At 68.6% G+C, this 17369-nt stretch carries 14 protein-coding genes and 1 riboswitch; of the genes, 5 read left to right on the top strand and 9 right to left on the bottom strand.

Going from position 1 to position 17369, the window contains the following annotated elements; all coding sequences use genetic code 11:
* Nucleotides 1-52: 52 nt before the first annotated feature.
* The 8 genes from ACWD3I_RS21540 to ACWD3I_RS21505 form a co-directional block, all read right to left on the bottom strand.
* Entirely contained in the window at nt 53-1063 is a 1011-nt protein-coding gene (locus ACWD3I_RS21540; protein ID WP_365392772.1) for a ribonucleotide-diphosphate reductase subunit beta, read from the bottom strand.
* On the bottom strand, nt 1063-3432 hold the full coding sequence (locus ACWD3I_RS21535) for a ribonucleoside-diphosphate reductase subunit alpha (RefSeq protein WP_365392775.1): 2370 nt from the start codon (nt 3430-3432) through the stop codon (nt 1063-1065). The genes ACWD3I_RS21540 and ACWD3I_RS21535 overlap by 1 nt, the downstream gene beginning before the upstream one ends.
* A 127-nt stretch (nt 3433-3559) precedes the next feature.
* Nucleotides 3560-3688, bottom strand: a riboswitch (cobalamin riboswitch).
* Nucleotides 3689-3740: 52 nt separating this feature from the next.
* The gene (locus ACWD3I_RS21530; protein WP_365392777.1) at nt 3741-4244 is read right to left on the bottom strand and encodes a GNAT family N-acetyltransferase; all 504 of its coding nucleotides are present in this window, start codon (nt 4242-4244) and stop codon (nt 3741-3743) included.
* Nucleotides 4245-4349: 105 nt separating this feature from the next.
* Nucleotides 4350-5960, bottom strand: coding sequence for a monocarboxylate uptake permease MctP (mctP, locus tag ACWD3I_RS21525; protein WP_365392780.1), 1611 nt, complete (start codon nt 5958-5960; stop codon nt 4350-4352).
* Nucleotides 5957-6214 (bottom strand): DUF3311 domain-containing protein, encoded by a 258-nt coding sequence (locus ACWD3I_RS21520; RefSeq protein ID WP_266822188.1) that lies wholly within the window; start codon nt 6212-6214, stop codon nt 5957-5959. Before ACWD3I_RS21520 ends, mctP begins: the two co-directional genes overlap by 4 nt.
* Nucleotides 6215-6340: 126 nt before the next feature.
* On the bottom strand, nt 6341-6541 hold the full coding sequence (locus ACWD3I_RS21515; protein ID WP_171141512.1) for a YbdD/YjiX family protein: 201 nt from the start codon (nt 6539-6541) through the stop codon (nt 6341-6343).
* Nucleotides 6513-8651, bottom strand: coding sequence for a carbon starvation CstA family protein (locus tag ACWD3I_RS21510; RefSeq protein ID WP_365392783.1), 2139 nt, complete (start codon nt 8649-8651; stop codon nt 6513-6515). The genes ACWD3I_RS21515 and ACWD3I_RS21510 overlap by 29 nt, the downstream gene beginning before the upstream one ends.
* A gap of 87 nt (nt 8652-8738) precedes the next feature.
* The gene (locus tag ACWD3I_RS21505; RefSeq protein WP_365392786.1) at nt 8739-9503 is read right to left on the bottom strand and encodes a GntR family transcriptional regulator; all 765 of its coding nucleotides are present in this window, start codon (nt 9501-9503) and stop codon (nt 8739-8741) included.
* Nucleotides 9504-9824: 321 nt separating this feature from the next.
* Here ACWD3I_RS21505 and ACWD3I_RS21500 point away from each other — a divergent pair, with 321 nt between their 5' ends.
* The 4 genes from ACWD3I_RS21500 to ACWD3I_RS21485 all read left to right on the top strand — a co-directional run bounded on the left by ACWD3I_RS21500 (nt 9825) and on the right by ACWD3I_RS21485 (nt 14543).
* Entirely contained in the window at nt 9825-11108 is a 1284-nt protein-coding gene (locus ACWD3I_RS21500; protein ID WP_046260440.1) for an extracellular solute-binding protein, read from the top strand.
* 76 nt (nt 11109-11184) lie between these two features.
* Nucleotides 11185-12174: a carbohydrate ABC transporter permease gene (locus ACWD3I_RS21495; protein WP_365392789.1), complete on the top strand. Its 990-nt coding sequence runs from the start codon at nt 11185-11187 to the stop codon at nt 12172-12174.
* Nucleotides 12171-13046 (top strand): carbohydrate ABC transporter permease, encoded by an 876-nt coding sequence (locus ACWD3I_RS21490; RefSeq protein ID WP_365392792.1) that lies wholly within the window; start codon nt 12171-12173, stop codon nt 13044-13046. The genes ACWD3I_RS21495 and ACWD3I_RS21490 overlap by 4 nt, the downstream gene beginning before the upstream one ends.
* A 9-nt stretch (nt 13047-13055) precedes the next feature.
* Nucleotides 13056-14543: a glycoside hydrolase family 3 protein gene (locus tag ACWD3I_RS21485; RefSeq protein ID WP_365392795.1), complete on the top strand. Its 1488-nt coding sequence runs from the start codon at nt 13056-13058 to the stop codon at nt 14541-14543.
* 163 nt (nt 14544-14706) lie between these two features.
* Here ACWD3I_RS21485 and nagB read toward each other — a convergent pair whose 3' ends face one another.
* Nucleotides 14707-15492, bottom strand: a complete 786-nt coding sequence (nagB, locus tag ACWD3I_RS21480) for a glucosamine-6-phosphate deaminase (RefSeq protein WP_365392798.1) — start codon at nt 15490-15492, stop codon at nt 14707-14709.
* 234 nt (nt 15493-15726) lie between these two features.
* On the opposite strand from nagB, the gene ACWD3I_RS21475 reads away from it, so the two are divergent.
* On the top strand, nt 15727-16797 hold the full coding sequence (locus tag ACWD3I_RS21475) for an SIS domain-containing protein (protein ID WP_365392801.1): 1071 nt from the start codon (nt 15727-15729) through the stop codon (nt 16795-16797).
* The last annotated feature ends 572 nt before the right edge of the window (nt 16798-17369 follow it).

Genomic DNA, 17369 nt, shown 5'->3' with positions numbered 1-17369 from the left:
CCTCCTCACCGTTGTGACGTAACAGCGGCGAGGAGGGATCCACGTTCTACGGTCAGAAGTCCTCGTCCAGATCGACCGTGCCCTCCACAGCGACCTGGTAGGCGGACGGCCGCCGCTCGAAGAAGTTGGTCAGCTCCTGGACGCCCTGCAGCTCCATGAAGGAGAAGGGGTTCTCGGAGCCGTAGATCGGGGCGAAGCCGAGGCGGGTGAGGCGCTGGTCGGCGACGCACTCGAGGTACTGGCGCATCGACTCGGTGTTCATGCCCGGCAGGCCGTCACCGCACAGGTCGCGCCCGAACTGGAGCTCGGCCTCGACGGCCTCCTTCAGCATGTCGACGACCTGCTCCCTGAGCTGGTCGTCGAAGAGCTCGGGCTCCTCCTTGCGGACGGTGTCGACGACCTCGAACGCGAAGGACATGTGCATGGTCTCGTCCCGGAACACCCAGTTGGTGCCGGTGGCGAGGCCGTGCAGCAGACCCCGGCTGCGGAACCAGTAGACGTAGGCGAAGGCGCCGTAGAAGAACAGGCCCTCGATGCACGCGGCGAAGCAGATCAGGTTGAGGAGGAAGCGGCGGCGGTCGGCCTGCGTCTGCAGGCTCTCCAGCTTCTCGACCTCGTTGATCCACTTGAAGCAGAACTCGGCCTTCTCGCGGATGGAGGGGATGTTCTCCACCGCGTCGAAGGCGGCCGCACGGTCCTCCGGGTCGGGGAGGTAGGTGTCCAGGAGGGTCAGATAGAACTGGACGTGCACGGCCTCCTCGAAGAGCTGGCGCGACAGGTACAGGCGCGCCTCCGGGGAGTTGATGTGCTTGTAGAGGGTCAGCACGAGGTTGTTCGCGACGATCGAGTCGCCCGTCGCGAAGAAGGCCACCAGGCGGCCGATCATGTGCTGTTCGCCCTCGGACAGCTTCGCGAGGTCGGCGACGTCCGAGTGGAGGTCGACCTCCTCGACGGTCCAGGTGTTCTTGATGGCGTCCCGGTAGCGCTCGTAGAAGTCCGGGTAGCGCATGGGGCGCAGAGTCAGCTCGAAGCCGGGGTCGAGCAGGTTCTGGTTGCTGGGCATTACTGGCAGGCCTCGCAGGACTCGGGGTTCTCAAGGGAGCAGGCGAGGGCCTCTTCGGAGGTCACCTGCTGGACGGGAATGGTCTTCTCGGGCTGAGCCTGCGCCTGGGCCGCGCGGGCGATCCTCGTCGCCGGGCGCGAGCGCAGGTAGTACGTCGTCTTCAGACCCTGCTTCCAGGCGTACGCGTACATCGAGGAGAGCTTGCCGATGGTGGGCGTCTCCAGGAACAGGTTCAGGGACTGCGACTGGTCGAGGAACGGGGTCCGGTCCGCCGCCATGTCGATCAGGCCGCGCTGCGGGATCTCCCACGCCGTGCGGTACAGGTCGCGGACGTCCTGCGGCACCCAGGTGAAGCCCTGCACCGAGCCGTTGGACTCGCGCAGCGCCTCCCGGGTCTGCGCGTCCCAGACGCCGAGCTGCTTCAACTCGGCCACCAGGTAGGAGTTGACCTGGAGGAACTCACCGGACAGCGTCTCGCGCTTGAAGAGGTTCGAGACCTGCGGCTCGATGCACTCGTACACGCCCGCGATGGACGCGATGGTGGCCGTGGGGGCGATCGCCAGCAGCAGCGAGTTGCGCATGCCGACCGCGGCGACACGCTCCCGCAGCGCGGCCCAGCGCTCCGGCCAGGTGAGCTCCACGTCGTAGTGGTCGGGGTGCAGGACACCCTGCGCGGTACGGGTCTTCTCCCACGCGGGCAGCGGGCCGTTGCGCTCGGCCAGGTCGGCGGAGGCCTCGTACGCGGCGAGCATGATGCGCTCGGCGATCCGGGTGGAGAGCGCCCTGGCCTGCGGGGAGTCGAAGGGCAGCCGCAGCTTGAAGAAGACGTCCTGGAGGCCCATCGCACCCAGGCCCACCGGCCGCCAGCGGGCGTTGGAGCGGCCCGCCTGCTCGGTCGGGTAGAAGTTGATGTCGACGACCCGGTCGAGGAAGGTGACGGCGGTGCGGACGGTCTCGTCCAGCCGCTCCCAGTCGATGTCGTCGCCGAGCACGAACGCGCCGAGGTTGACGGACCCCAGGTTGCAGACCGCCGTCTCCCCGTCGTCGGTCACCTCCAGGATCTCCGTGCAGAGGTTGGACGAGTGGACGACGCTGCCCGCCTCGGCCGTCTGGTTGGCAGTGCGGTTGGCGGCGTCCTTGAAGGTCATCCAGCCGTTGCCGGTCTGCGCGAGGGTGCGCATCATGCGGCCGTACAGGTCACGCGCCGGGATGGTCTTCTTGGCGAGGCCCTTGGTCTCCGCCTCGCGGTACGCCGCGTCGAACTCCGCGCCCCACAGGTCGACCAGCTCGGGCACGTCGGCGGGGGAGAACAGGGACCACTGGCCGTCGGTGTTCACCCGGCGCATGAACTCGTCCGGGATCCAGTGCGCGAGGTTCAGGTTGTGCGTACGCCGGGCGTCCTCACCGGTGTTGTCCCGCAGCTCCAGGAACTCCTCGATGTCGGAGTGCCAGGTCTCCAGGTAGACCGCGGCCGCACCCTTGCGCCGGCCCCCCTGGTTCACGGCGGCGACCGAGGCGTCGAGCGTCTTCAGGAACGGGACGATGCCGTTGGAGTGCCCGTTGGTGCCGCGGATCAGCGAACCGCGGCTGCGGATACGGGAGTACGACAGTCCGATGCCGCCGGCGTGCTTCGAGAGACGGGCGACCTGGTGGTAGCGGTCGTAGATGGAGTCCAGCTCGTCCAGCGGGGAGTCGAGGAGGTAGCAGGACGACATCTGGGGGTGCCGGGTGCCGGAGTTGAAGAGCGTGGGGGAGGAGGGGAGGTAGTCGAGGCGGCTCATGAGCCGGTAGAGCGCGGCGACTTCGTCCAGGGCCCTGGCCGTGTCGTCCTCGGCGAGGCCGGACGCCACCCGGAGCATGAAGTGCTGGGGGGTTTCGATGACCTGACGCGTGATCGGGTGCCGCAGGAGGTAACGGCTGTGCAGGGTGCGCAGCCCGAAGTAGCCGAAGCGGTCGTCGGCGTGCACGTCGATCAAGGCGTCGAGCCTGGAGGCGTGCACCCGGACGAACTCCGCCGTGCGGTCCGCGACCAGGCCCTCACGGTGGCCGACCGCGACCGACCCGGTGAAGGTCGTGACGCCCTGCGAGGCGGCCTCGGCGGCGATGCTGATCGTCAGCAGCCGGGCGGCGAGCCGGGAGTAGGCAGGGTCCTCGGAGATCAGCCCCGCGGCCGCCTCGGTCGCCAGCTCGCGCAGCTCCGACTCGTCGGCCCGGGCGGACCGGCCGCGCAGCGCGGCGGCGGCGACCCGTCCGGGGTCGGCGTCGGGGAGGTCGGCGGTCAGCTCGGTCAGGGTCCGCAGCAGCGCGGTACCGGGACCGTCGGTCTCCGCCTGCGTCACTGAAGCCGGGTCGACTGGCGCGATGGTCACGTGGGGGCTCTCCCTCGCTCGGCACGGGGGCCTTGCGGAGGGCAGGGGGCAGCACACGAGCGCACGGGGCGTCGCGTCCACCGGCCCACTCCACGAGGCCCGGACGTCTTGGCACCCGGGCCACGGCGGCCTGGGCACACTGTCGACAGGTCCTCGGACTGACTCTCATATGTGCTTATGCACGCATGAGTACACCGTTGCGGGACAGTTCCGGATTCGCACCGGATTCCCCTGCGGCGACAGCGAGCATGAGCATACATCTTGTGCCGGGTTCTGTTGGCACCCCTAGATGTTGTGTCGCAGCGACTTCAGAGAGTCAACTCGTAGGTGAGAAGCGTGAACTCGTCACCCGGGATCGGATTCCAGTCGCGTGCGGGGACGCGGGTGAAGCCGAGACGTTCGTAGATGCGGTGCGCGGCGTGCATGATCTGCTGCGTCGACAGGACCATGCCGGTGCAGCCGTCGGCTGCTCTGGCCCGGTCGACGCAGGCGCGGACGAGGGCTTCGCCGGCTCCTCTGCCGCGGGCCGCCCGGGACACGGCCAGCATGCGGATCTCGGCCTCTCCGGGGCGGGCGAGGTTCGCCATGGGGCCGCCGGCGGGGACGTACGTGACGGTGCCGACGGGCTCGCCGCCGAGGGAGGCCACGAGCACTTCGGCCGCGGCGGCCCGCTTGGTGACGTCTCTCAACTCGCCGAGGTACCAGTCGCTCTCGCCGAAGGTCAGGAGGCCGTCCAGGAGGTAGGCCTGGGCTGTGATCTCGCCGATGACGGCGTACTCGGTGGGGTTCGCCGGCCGGATCTCTATGTCCATGCAGGTGAGTGTGCACGAAAGCGGGCCGCCGTTGGTGGTGCTGTCGGCGGCCCGCTGCGGGTGGTTCGTGGCTGGTCGCGCAGTTCCCCGCGCCCCCAGGTCTCTTCAGTGAGCGGAGTCCGCAGTCGCCGGCGGCAGCTCCACCTGTACGCCCGGGTCGCCGGCGTCCGCCGTGTAGTCCTCGGGGCGCGTCTCGTCGACGCCCTCGGGGGCCTTCGCGGCCCTCAGGACGAATGTGAGGACCACCGTGACCACCACGTTGAGCACGAACGCCGTCAGACCGATGTAGCCGATCTCGCCGATGCCCGGGATCTCCTTCGACGAGCCGCCGAAGTGCTTCTGGGTGGGGGAGGCCACGCCGTACGCCGCGACCGTGCCGTAGATCATGCCGACCGCCCAGCCGCCGAGCAGCGCCCAGCGGTGGAACCAGCGGGTGAACAGACCGCCGACCAGTGCCGGGAAGGTCTGGAGGATCCAGATGCCGCCCAGGAGCTGGAAGTTGATGGCGACCGTCTTGTCCATGGTGAGGACGAAGACCAGGGCGCCCACCTTCACCAGCAGCGAGACCAGCTTGGAGATCTTCGTCTCCTGCGCCGGCGTCGCGTCCGGCTTGATGAAGTCCTTGTAGATGTTGCGGGTGAAGAGGTTCGCGGCCGCGATGGACATGATCGCCGCCGGCACCAGCGCACCGATGCCGATCGCCGCGAAGGCCACGCCCGCGAACCAGCTCGGGAACATGTCCTCGAAGAGCTGCGGGATCGCCAACTGCGGGTTGGTGACGTCGACGCCGGCCGCGATCGCCATGAAGCCCAGCAGGGCGAGCAGGCCCAGCATCAGCGAGTACAGCGGCAGGATCGTGGTGTTGCGGCGGATCACCTCACGGCTCTTGGAGGAGAGCGTCGCGGTGATCGAGTGCGGGTACATGAACAGCGCGAGCGCGGAGCCCAACGCCAGCGTGGCGTACGTCCATTGTCCCGCCTCGGGCGGGATCAGGCCGCCCGCCTTGGCGGCGGTGTACTTGTCGTTCGCCGCGCCGAAGATCTCGTCGAACCCGCCCAGCTTGATCGGGATGTAGATGATCGCCACCGCGATGACGATGTAGATCAGCGTGTCCTTCACGAACGCGATCATCGCGGGGGCCCGCAGACCCGAGGAGTAGGTGTACGCCGCCAGCACACCGAAGGCGATGAGGAGCGGGAGGTCCTTGACGAACCAGTTGGTGTTCTCCCCGCCGCCGACGCCCATCACGTCCAGCACCGCCTGGATGCCGACGAGTTGGAGGGCGATGTAGGGCATCGTCGCCAGGATGCCCGTGACGGCCACCGCCAGCGACAGGCCCTTGGAGCCCCACCGGCCGCGCACGAAGTCGGACGTCGTCACATAGCCGTGCTTGTGGGAGACCGACCAGAGGCGGGGCAGGAAGGTGAAGATCAGCGGGTAGACGAGGATCGTGTACGGCACCGCGAAGAAGCCTGCCGCGCCCGCCGCGTAGATCGCCGCCGGTACGGCGACGAAGGTGTACGCGGTGTAGAGGTCGCCGCCGAGCAGGAACCAGGTGATCCAGGTGCCGAACGACCGGCCGCCCAGGCCCCATTCGTCCAGCGTGTGTTCGTTCTCGGCCTTGCGCCAGCGCGAGGCCAGGAAGCCCATGACCGTGACGGCCAGGAAGAAGATGATGAAGACGGCGAGTGCCACGCCGTTCACGCCGTCGTTCACTTGGAGGCACCTTCCCGGCGGGCGCGCTGGTCACGCTGCCACAGCTTGTACGCGACCATCGTCAGCGCGGTGGAGATGAGCACCCACAGCATCTGGTACCAGTAGAAGAACGGGATGCCGATGAACGTGGGGTCGACCTTGGCGTACGAGCCGACCCACAGCATGGCGACGAACGGTGCCAGGAGGCACAGGGCGATGACGACCCGCACGGGTGTCACCACCGGTGGTCTGGCCTCGGGCGAATCTGTTGACATACGGCGGCTCCGATCCCCTCACTGATCACCGTGTAACGCGCAGGCAATCTAGGTCACGGTGTGACAGGAGTGGAAGACCTCGTCCGCATATCGGTATGTCGATTCAGTGAAGGTCCGACATCGGTGTCAGCAGCAGCGGAATCCCTGCCGTGGGTCCGCCTCCTGCCGGTCCGTCCGCATCCGCTCGAACGCCCGCCGGGTCGGCACGTCCGCCTGCGGGTGGTCCCGGCGGACGTGCGCGACATAGCGGTCGTACGCCGACTCGTCGGTCAGCTCGCGCACGTACCAGCGCACGCCCCTAACTGCCCGCCGCAGTGCCGACCTCATGGCGTGCCTCCTCCTTCTCCTCCCGGGTCGGGAACAGCCCGTCCGGGGCGACGATCTTCGACTCGACGTACGGCGACTCGCTGAGCGTGGAGAGCGCGGGACGGCGTACGTGCCGGACGCAGACCCGCAGGGCGTCGGCGATCACCACGACGATCAGCAGCGCGAGGACGGCCGTCAGTACGCCGTCCACCGTGGAGTTGGTGACCACCGTGCGCATGTCGTCCATGCTCTTGGCGGGCGGCAGCACCTCGCCCCGGTCGATGGCGTCCTGGAAGATCTGGCGCTGTTTGAAGAACCCGACCTTGGGATCGCTGGAGAACACCTTCTGCCAGCTCGCCGTCAGCGTGACCGTGGCGTCCCAGGCGAGCGGGATCCCGGTGATCCAGGCCCACTTGAGGCGTCCGGACTTCACGAGCAGCGTGGTGCAGACGGCCAGGGCGACGGCGGCGAGGAGCTGGTTGGAGATGCCGAAGATCGGGAACAGCTGGTTGATCCCGCCGAGGGGTTCGTGGACGCCCACCCAGAGGAAGTACCCCCACAGTCCGCACACGATCGCGCTGGTGATGACCAGGCCGGGCTTCCAACTGATGTTCTTGAAGGGCTTGATGACGTTGCCCAGCATGTCCTGGAGCATGAACCGGCCCACGCGCGTGCCGGCGTCGAGCGCGGTCAGGATGAACAGCGCCTCGAACATGATCGCGAAGTGATACCAGAAGGCCCTCAGGCTCCCGCCGGTGACCTTGGAGAAGATCTCCGAGACCCCGACGGCCAGGGTGGGCGCCCCGCCGGTCCGGGACAACAGGCTTGATTCCTCGACCCGTTCGGCCGCCCGGGCCAGGTCGTCGGGGGAGATCGCGTAGCCCCACCCGGTCACCACCCGCGAGGCCTCCTGCACGGTCGTGCCGATCGCTCCCGAAGGCGCGTTCATCGCGAAGTACAGGCCCGGGTCGATGATGCTCGCCGCCACCAGCGCCATCACGGCGACCGACGACTCCATCAGCATGGAGCCGTAGCCGATCATCCGGACCTGCGTCTCCTTCTGGATCATCTTCGGCGTGGTGCCGGAGGAGATGAGGGAGTGGAAGCCGGACAGGGCGCCGCAGGCGATGGTGATGAAGACGAAGGGGAACAACGACCCCGCGAAGACAGGGCCGTTGCCGCGCGAGGCGAAGTCGGTGACCGGGTCCATCTTCAGGGTCGGCAGGGAGACGACGACACCGAGTGCGAGCAGGAAGATCGTGCCGATCTTCATGAACGTGGAGAGGTAGTCGCGCGGTGCGAGCAGCATCCACACCGGCAGGATCGAGGCGATGAAGCCGTACGCCACCAGCCAGACGACCAGTGTCGAGGGCGCGAGGGTGAAGGTGCCGGCCCACGAGGACTCCGCGACCCAGCGACCCGCGATCAGGGCGAACAGCAGCAGCGCCACGCCGATGAGCGAGACCTCGGCGACCCGGCCGGGGCGCAGGACCCGCAGATAGAAGCCCATGAGCAGGGCGATCGGGATGGTCATCGCGATGGAGAAGGTGCCCCAGGGCGACTGTGCGAGGGCGTTGACGATGACCAGGGCCAGCACACCGAGCAGGATGATCATGATGGCGAAGGCCGCGATGAGCGCCGCCGCGCCGCCGAACGGGCCGATCTCCTCGCGGGCCATCTGGCCGAGCGAGCGGCCGTCGCGCCGGGTCGAGAAGAACAGCACCACCATGTCCTGGACGGCGCCCGCGAAGACCACGCCCACGATGATCCAGATCGTGCCGGGCAGATACCCCATCTGCGCGGCCAGCACGGGGCCGACGAGCGGTCCGGCGCCGGCGATCGCCGCGAAGTGGTGGCCGAGGAGGACGCGCCGGTCGGTGGGGTGGAAGTCGATGCCGTTGTCGAGGCGTTCGGCCGGGGTGGCCCGGGTCCTGTCGACCTTGAGGACCTTGTACGCGATGAACTTCGAGTAGAAGCGGTAGCCGATCGCGTACGAGCCGAGGGCGGCCGCGACCATCCAGGCGGCGGAGACGTCCTCACCGCGGGAGAGTGCGAGCACGGCCCAGCCGGTGGCGGCGATCAGCGCGACGACGGTCCAGATGGCGATGGTTCGGACGTTCGCGGTACGCACAGCGCGGTCCTCCCGTCCATACGGAGACGGGAGGACCGTAGAGCAGGATGTGGAGTTGCGCTACACCGCGTGCGGTATTGAAGTCCGTTACTCGACAGGCCTCTTGAGCCGCGCCACGAACTTGTACCTGTCGCCCCGGTACACCGACCGCACCCACTCCACCGGCTGCCCGTCCCGGTCCAGGGAGTGGCGGGAGAGCATCAGCATCGGCAGGCCCACGTCGGTGCCGAGCAGGCCGGCCTCGCGCGGGGTGGCCAGCGAGGTCTCGATGGTCTCCTCGGCCTCGGCGAGATGGACGTCGTAGACCTCGGCGAGCGCGGTGTAGAGCGACGTGTACTTCACGAGACTGCGCCTCAGTGCCGGGAAGCGCTTGGCGCCGAGGTGGGTCGTCTCGATGGCCATCGGCTCGCCGTTCGCCATCCGGAGGCGCTCGATGCGCAGCACCCGGCCGCCGGCCGTGATGTCGAGGAGCTCGGCGAGACGGTCGTCGGCGGTGATGTAGCCGATGTCCAGGAGCTGCGAGGTGGGTTCGAGGCCCTGGGCCCGCATGTCCTCGGTGTACGAGGTGAGTTGGAGCGCCTGGGAGACCTTCGGCTTGGCGACGAAGGTGCCCTTGCCCTGGATGCGTTCGAGGCGGCCCTCGACGACGAGCTCCTGGAGGGCCTGGCGGACGGTGGTGCGGGAGGTGTCGAACTCCGCGGCCAGGGTGCGCTCGGGCGGGACCGGCGTACCGGGCGACTGTGTCTCCGTCATGTCGAGCAGGTGCTTCTTCAGGCGGTAGTACTTGGGCACGCGCGCGGTACGGACGCCGGCCCCACCCTCGTTCTCCGCACTGCTGACGTCGGTAGTCATGCTCTGCCTTCCCGGCTCCGGATGCGGGTCACATCGTGATCCCTTCTGTATACCGTCGCCGCCTCTTTTGGTCTAGTCCATAGCCCCAGGTGGTCTAGTGGAAGACAGTACTCCGGCGGTGCTGATTTCGCTGGCTTCTTACTTAAAGGTTCTTGCATATGTAGGTCGGATAACGGCTGGTCAGAGCCTATTCGGACACCCTTGACAGGCTTCCTGGTCTGGTCCAAGCTCCCGGTACTGGTCTACACCATTGGTCCAGGTCCCGGCCCAACGCTCGTGCGGGGAGGCAGGGGGGTTTGTGGCATCCCTGAGGAGGGTGGCGTGAAGCGCAAGCTGATAGCCGCGATCGGTATCGCGGGCATGATGGTCTCCATCGCGGCATGTGGGGACAGTGACAGCGGCAGCTCGGACAACAGCGGCGCCGACGCCAAGGAACTGACCGTCTGGCTCACCGTGGACGCGCAGAACAACTGGCCCGAGCTGGTGAAGGCCGCCGACGCGGCGATCGTGAAGAAGCACCCCGGCATCAAGATCAAGCACGAGTACTACGGCTGGCCGGACAAGAACGCCAAGCTCGACGCGGTCCTCGCCACCGACAAGGCCCCCGACGTGGTCGAGATGGGCAACACCGAGATGCTGAGCTACATGGTCAAGGGTGCCTTCGCGCCCGTCGACGCGGCGAAGTTCGACAACTCGGGCGCCTGGCTGGACGGCCTCAAGGCCTCGGTGACCTACGACGGCAAGACCTACGGTGTCCCCTACTACGCCGGTGGCCGCGTCGCCAACTGGCGCAAGGACCTCTTTGCCTCGGTCGGCGTCAAGTCCACGCCGAAGACGTACGACGAGCTCACCGCCGCCCTGGACAAGGTCCAGAAGAAGGAGGGCGACAAGTTCAACGCCTGGTACCAGCCCACCCGTGACTGGTACGCGGCCATGTCCTTCGTCTACGACGCCGGCGGCTCCATCGCCGTCGAGTCCGGCGGCCAGTGGAAGGCCAACCTCTCCTCGCCCGAGTCCGTCAAGGGCCTGAAGGCGTTCCAGAACGTCGTCGACACGTACATGCACGGCGACAAGACCAAGGACGAGTCCGACCGCTACATCGTCTACGGCCAGGGCAAGTCCGGCATGATCTTCGCCCCCGCCTGGGAGGGCGCCACCGCCGCGGCGAAGGAGAACGACAAGACCGGCAAGCTCGAGGGCAACGTCGAGAACTTCGTGATGCCCGGCCCGTCCGGCAAGAACCTCCCCGTCTTCCTGGGCGGCTCCGACCTCGCCGTTCCGGTGAAGTCCGACGCGCAGGCCGTCGCCGCCGAGTGGATCAACGCCTTCACCGGCTCCTCCGGCCAGAAGGGCCTGATGGCCAAGGGCAACCTGCCCAACAACAAGACCGACCTCGCCACCCTGAAGAACGACCCGGCGACGGCGGTCCCGGCCACCGCGGCCGAGTCCAACTGGTTCGTCCCGATGGCGCCCGGCTGGGGCCAGGTCGAGAAGGCCCAGGTCCTGCAGACCATGCTGCAGTCCATCGGCACCGGCAAGAAGTCGGTCGAGGACGCCGCGAAGGAAGCGGACGCCGCGATCGACAAGGTCATCAACACCAAGTGACCATCGGCGGGGCCCCGTTGAGCCTGACGGGGCCCTGCTTCTCGTACGACCTGAGGGACCGCTGAGGAGCGCGCGGATGAGTGCCGCAGACACGACCACTGCCAAAGTGCCGCCGGCGCGGCAGTCACCACCACCAGCACCGGCCGTGGGGAAGAAGCCGGCCAGAAGGCGGAGTCCCGGCGGAGCCGGCACCCCCTGGCTGCTGCTCGCCCCCTGTCTGCTGATCCTGGCGCTCGTCCTCGGCTATCCGCTGGTCCGCCTGGTCACCCTGTCCTTCCAGGAGTTCGGGCAGTCCCAGCTGTGGGGCTTCAAGCCGGCCGAGTCGGTCGGGTTCGACAACTTCGGCAAGGTGCTGGGCGACGGCGAGTTCTGGGCGGTCGTCGTGCGCACGGTCGTCTTCGCGGCCGGCTGCGTCATCTTCACGATGGTCGCCGGCATGCTGATCGCGCTGCTGCTCCAGCGGGTCTCCGGCTGGGTGAAGACCCTCGTCAACATCGCCCTGGTGGCCAGCTGGGGCATGCCGATCATCGTCGCCACCACGGTCTTCAAGTGGCTCTTCGACGCGGACTACGGCATCCTCAACGCGCTGCTCAGCAAGTTGCCCGGGGTCGAGATGGTCGGCCACAACTGGTTCGCGAGCGGGCCGCAGGGCCTGGCCGTGATCATGCTGCTGGTGGTCTGGGGAGCCGTCCCCTTCGTCGTGATCACCCTCAGCGCCGGGCTCACCCAGGTCCCGGCCGAGCTGGAGGAGGCGGCCCGCCTCGACGGCGCGGGCGCCTGGGGCGTCTTCCGTTTCGTCACCCTCCCCATCCTCAAGCCGATCATCGTGATGCTCACGACGCTCTCGGTCATCTGGGACATGGGTGTCTTCCCGCAGGTCTTCGTGATGCGCAACGGGCATCCGGAGGCGGAGTTCCAGCTCCTCACCACCTACTCCTACGACCGTGCCTTCGTGGTCAACGACTACGCCCAGGGCTCGGCGATCGCCCTGCTCACCGTGCTGCTCCTGCTCGGCGTGGTCGCGGTCTACATGCGTCAGATGCTGAAGATCGGAGACGTCGAATGACCAGCATGAGCGCGAGCGCCACGTCGGGGCGCGGTTCGCAGGGCCGTTCAGGGCGCCGGAAGTCCAAGGCCGGCTGGAACCTCCTCGGTCTCCTCGTCTTCGTCACCGCCGGCTTCCCCGTCTACTGGATGCTCAACACGGCCTTCAAGCCGGCCAAGGACGCCATCGACCCGGACCCGAGCCTGCTGCCCACCGGCATCACGTTCTCCAACTTCGACCGGGCGCTGAACATCGCCGACTTCTGGGGCCCGGTCGGCCGCAGCCTCGTCGTGTCCCTCTCGGTGGTGGCGATCGGCATCGTCATCGGCCTGCTGGCCGCGCTCGCCATCTCCCGGTTCGCCTTCCGCGGCCGCAAGATCGTGATCGTCGGCATCCTGGCGGTCCAGATGGTCCCGCTGGTCGCGATGATCATCCCGGTCTTCCTGCTGCTCAACGACCTCGGCCAGTACGACCGGTTGTCCGGCCTGGTCCTCACCTATCTGACCTTCATCCTCCCCTTCACGGTGTGGACGCTGCGCGGCTTCATCGTCAACATCCCGAAGGAGCTGGAGGAGGCGGCGATGGTGGACGGCTGCTCCCGCACGACCGCGTTCCTGCGCGTGGTCTTCCCGCTCCTCGCCCCCGGCATGGTCGCCACCTCGGTCTACGGTTTCATCCAGGCCTGGAACGAGTACCTCTACGCCCTCATGCTGCTCAGCCAGGAGAACCAGACGGCGACCGTCTGGCTGGGCAACTTCACCACCAAGCACGGCACCGAATACGCCCCGATGATGGCCGGATCCACCCTGATGGCCGTGCCGATCGTCGTCCTGTTCCTCCTCGTCCAGCGCAAGATGGCCGCGGGTCTGACCGCCGGCGCGGTGAAGGGATAACGCCACCCGATGACGACTTTCGCCAGCGGTACAGACACACTCACCCGCGACGCCCTGACCGTCCTCCAGCCCGGCTTCACCGGCACCACCGCCCCCGACTGGCTGCTGCGCCGCCTGGGGGAGGGGCTCGCCTCGGTGGGCCTGTTCGGCCGCAACATCGCGTCCCCGGACCAACTGTCCGCGCTCACCGCCCAGTTGCGCGCCGAGCGCGACGACGTCCTGGTCGCCATCGACGAGGAGGGCGGCGATGTCACACGCCTGGAGGTGCGGACGGGCTCCTCCTTCCCCGGCAATCACGCACTCGGCGCGGTCGACGACACGGACCTGACGCGCGAGGTGGCCTCCGAACTGGGCCGCCGCCTCGCCGCCTGCGGGGTCAACCTCAACTGGGCCCCGTCGGCCGACGTGAACTCGAACCCGGACAACCCGGTGATCGGCGTCCGCTCCTTCGGCGCCTCCGCGGACCTGGTAGCCCGGCACACGGCGGCCTACGTCACGGGCCTTCAGTCGGCCGGAGTCGCCGCCTGCACGAAGCACTTCCCGGGCCACGGCGACACGGCGATCGACTCCCACCACGCCCTGCCGCGTATCGACGTGGACCTCCCGGTGCTGATGTCCCGTGAACTCTCCCCGTTCCGCGCCGCGATCGCCGCCGGCTCCCGCGCGGTGATGAGCGCCCACATCCTGGTGCCGGCCCTGGACCCCGAGTACCCGGCGACGCTGTCCCGCAAAGTGCTGACGGACCTTCTTCGCGGCGAACTCGGCTACGACGGCCTGATCGTCACCGACGGCATGGAGATGCGGGCCATCGCGGGCACCTACGGCATCGAACGCGGCAGCGTGCTGGCCGTCGCCGCCGGCGCGGACGCGATCTGTGTGGGCGGCGGCCTGGCGGACGACGAGACGGTACGAAGTCTGCGCGACGCGTTGGTGTCGGCGGTCCGCTCGGGCGAACTCCCCGAGGAGCGCCTGGCGGACGCGGCGGAACGCGTCCGCTCCCTGGCCCGCTGGACCGCGGCGGCATCGGCGGCCGACACGGAGGCCGAGGCGGACCCGGAGGTAGGCCTCCGCGCAGCCCGCCGAGCCCTCACCCTGACCGGCGCCGAGAACTCCACCCCCCTCACCGAACCGCCCTACGTCGCCGCCTTCACCCCGGTCGCCAACTTCGCGGTGGGCGACGAGACCCCGTGGGGAGTGGCGGCGGAACTCACCCGCCTCCTGCCCGGCACGGAGACGGGCAGCTTCGCGGGCGAGGGCGCCGGCATGGCCGCACTGGCGGCAGCGGGTCGGCGCCGCATCGTCGCCGTCGTCCGCGACGAACACCGCCACCCCTGGATGACGGCGGCCCTGGACAGCGTCCTCCGCAGCCGCCCGGACACGATCGTGGTCGAGATGGGCGTCCCCCAGGCCCCCGCACGAGGCGCCCTGCACATCGCCACGCACGGCGCGGCAAGGGTGTGCGGCAGGGCGGCGGCGGAGATCATCGCGGGGGAGTAGTCGCTACGACGAGACAGGCGCCGGTTCCTCGGAAGGGAACCGGCGCCTGTGTGTGCCTTCAGGGGCGCGGGGCTGTATCGATTCGCGGCTCCGCCGCGTGGGCGCGACCAGCCACATCGGACCCGCACCCGGCAGCAAACCGGACCCGGCAGACGAGACCCCGCTAAATCCCCTGCCACTCCGGCTTGTTGACATACGTGTGCCGGAAGTAGTCCGCCAGCTTCAACTTGGACGCGGCACCCTCGTCGACCACAACCGTCGCATGCGGATGCAACTGCAACGCCGACGCCGGACACACCGCAGCGACCGGCCCCTCCACCGTCGCCGCCACCGCGTCCGCCTTCCCCTCGCCCGTGGCGAGCAGCACCAGATGCCGGGCCTCCAGGATCGTCCCGATCCCCTGGGTGATCACGTGATGCGGCACCTGCGAGATGTCCCCGTCGAAGAACCGCGCGTTGTCCACCCGAGTCTGCTCGGTCAACGTCTTGATCCGGGTCCGTGAGGCCAACGAAGAACACGGCTCGTTGAACCCGATGTGCCCGTCGGTCCCGATCCCGAGCAACTGCAGATCCACACCCCCGGCGTTCGCCAGCGCCGCGTCGTACGCCTCGCACGCCCCTTGAACGTCCTCCGCCGTACCGTCCGGCCCGATGAAGGAGGAGATCCCGATCCCCAGCGGCTCCAGCACCTCGCGCCGCAGCACCGACCGGTACGACTCCGGATGCTCGGCAGGAAGCCCCACGTACTCGTCGAGCTGGGCGATCCGCGCCCGCGAGGCGTCCACCGCACCGGCCCGCACCTTCGTGGTGAGTGCCTGATAGATCGGCAGCGGTGTCGAGCCGGTGGCCACGCCGAGCAGCGCGTCGGGCTTGCGCCGCAGAAGCTGCGCCATGGCCTCGGCGATGAGCTCGCCGCCCGACTTGGCGTCCGGAACGATGACAACTTCCACGCTGGGCCTGCCGTTCTGAAAGGGCTATGTGGTTTAGACCAATTTAACAGAATCAGCTTTCCCTGCCCAGGTGAAGCGGCCCGTACGAGACGGCTGCGAACAGGTGTGGACGAGATGCCGAGACGGACGGATCCGCACCCCGCACAGGCGTCTCCGCGCCCGGGGGAGTGGAATAGGAGAGGCCGCCGGCCACTCGAGAACCGGACGCACGGCCCCACCCGGGAGGACCTTCGCATGACCGCCACGACATCGGAGCCCCAGAGCGAACTCCCCGGCCGGATCATGGCCCGTGAGATGGCCGAGCAGCCTGCCGTGCTCCGCCGGATCCTGGAGGAGGGCGCCCCCGGCATCCGGCAGGTCGCCCAGGAGATCGCCGCCCGCAACCCCCGCTTCGTCCTGCTCGCCGCCCGCGGCACCTCCGACAACGCCGCGCTCTACGCCAAGTACCTCCTGGAGATCCGCCTCGGCCTGCCCTGCGGTCTGACCTCGATGTCGACCACTACCGCCTACGGCGCCCGCCCCGACCTCACCGACGTCCTGGTCGTCACCGTCAGTCAGTCCGGCGGCTCCCCGGACCTCGTGGCCTCGACCCGGGCCGCCCGCGAGGCCGGCGCGATCACCCTCGCCGTCACCAACAACCCCGACTCACCGCTGGCCGGCGTCTCCGAGTACCACGTCGACATCATGGCCGGACCGGAGAAGGCCCTCCCCGCGACCAAGACCTACACCGCCTCCCTCCTCGCGCTCTATCTCTTCGTCGAGGGCCTGCGCGGCGGCGACGGCGCCCCCGCGAAAAACCTGCCCGACCTCGCCGAACAGCTCCTCGGCCGGCAGGACGAGGTCCGCGCCCTCGCCTCCCGCTACCGCTTCGCCGAGCGCATGGTGATCACCTCGCGCGGCTACGGCTACCCCACGGCCAAGGAGGCCGCCCTCAAGCTGATGGAGACCAGCTACATCCCCGCCCTCTCCTACTCCGGCGCCGACCTTCTGCACGGTCCCCTCGCCATGGTCGACAACGTCTCCCCGGTCATCGCGGTCGTCACCGACGGCAAGGGCGGCGAGGCTCTCCAGCCCGTCCTCGACCGACTGCGCGGCCGCGGCGCCGACCTGGTCGTCATCGGCCCCGCCGGCCAGGTCGAACAGGCCTCGGCCGGCTTCGTCCTGCCCACCGAGGGCGTCCCCGAGGAGCTCCAGCCCGTCCTGGAGATCCTCCCGCTGCAACTCCTCGCCTACGAGGTCACGATCGCCCGCGGCCAGGACCCGGACGCGCCGCGCGCCCTGGCGAAGGTGACGGAGACCCGCTGACGGGGGCGATCGGCCGGGGAGCCGGTGCAGGCTCAGCAGGGACCCCCGGTCGACCCCGGAGGTCGCGGACTCCCCGCGCGACCGGCGCAACGCCACCATCGCCGCCTTCGAGAGTCGTATCCGGGCGGAACGGGAGGCGCTCGCGGAAATTGCCATGGCCATCTGGCCCCGCACATGAACCCACACGGGTTAGGCTGCGTGGTGGATGCTAGGGCGTCCGATCAGTTCTCCAGCGGGGGTCGAGCCACTTCGGAGACCCTCGGAGAACTGACAACAACGAACAGCCTCCAACGCATGGACACATCGAGTGGTCTAGTCCACAATGCGTTGCAGAGAACTGAATACACAGACTTCCGTCTTCCCCGCACAGGAAGACGGACCGAGGAACCGGTGCTCTCTGCCCTGACTGCCCCGGCTCCTCATCCTTCGGCCGACCGGGACCGCACACCCCGCGGCCGATGTTGCTCCGGGCTGCGGTGCCGAGAGGGTTGAGGGTCCCTCTCAGGCGCCGCGGCCCGCGGGTGTTCTCAGGGCTCGTTCGGACCGGCTCGGTGCGTACGGCCGTACGATCC

The sequence above is a fragment of the Streptomyces sp. NPDC002817 genome, from assembly GCF_053592055.1.
Note: the sequence above shows the minus strand (reverse complement) of the source record. Positions and strands in the feature narration are given on the sequence as shown.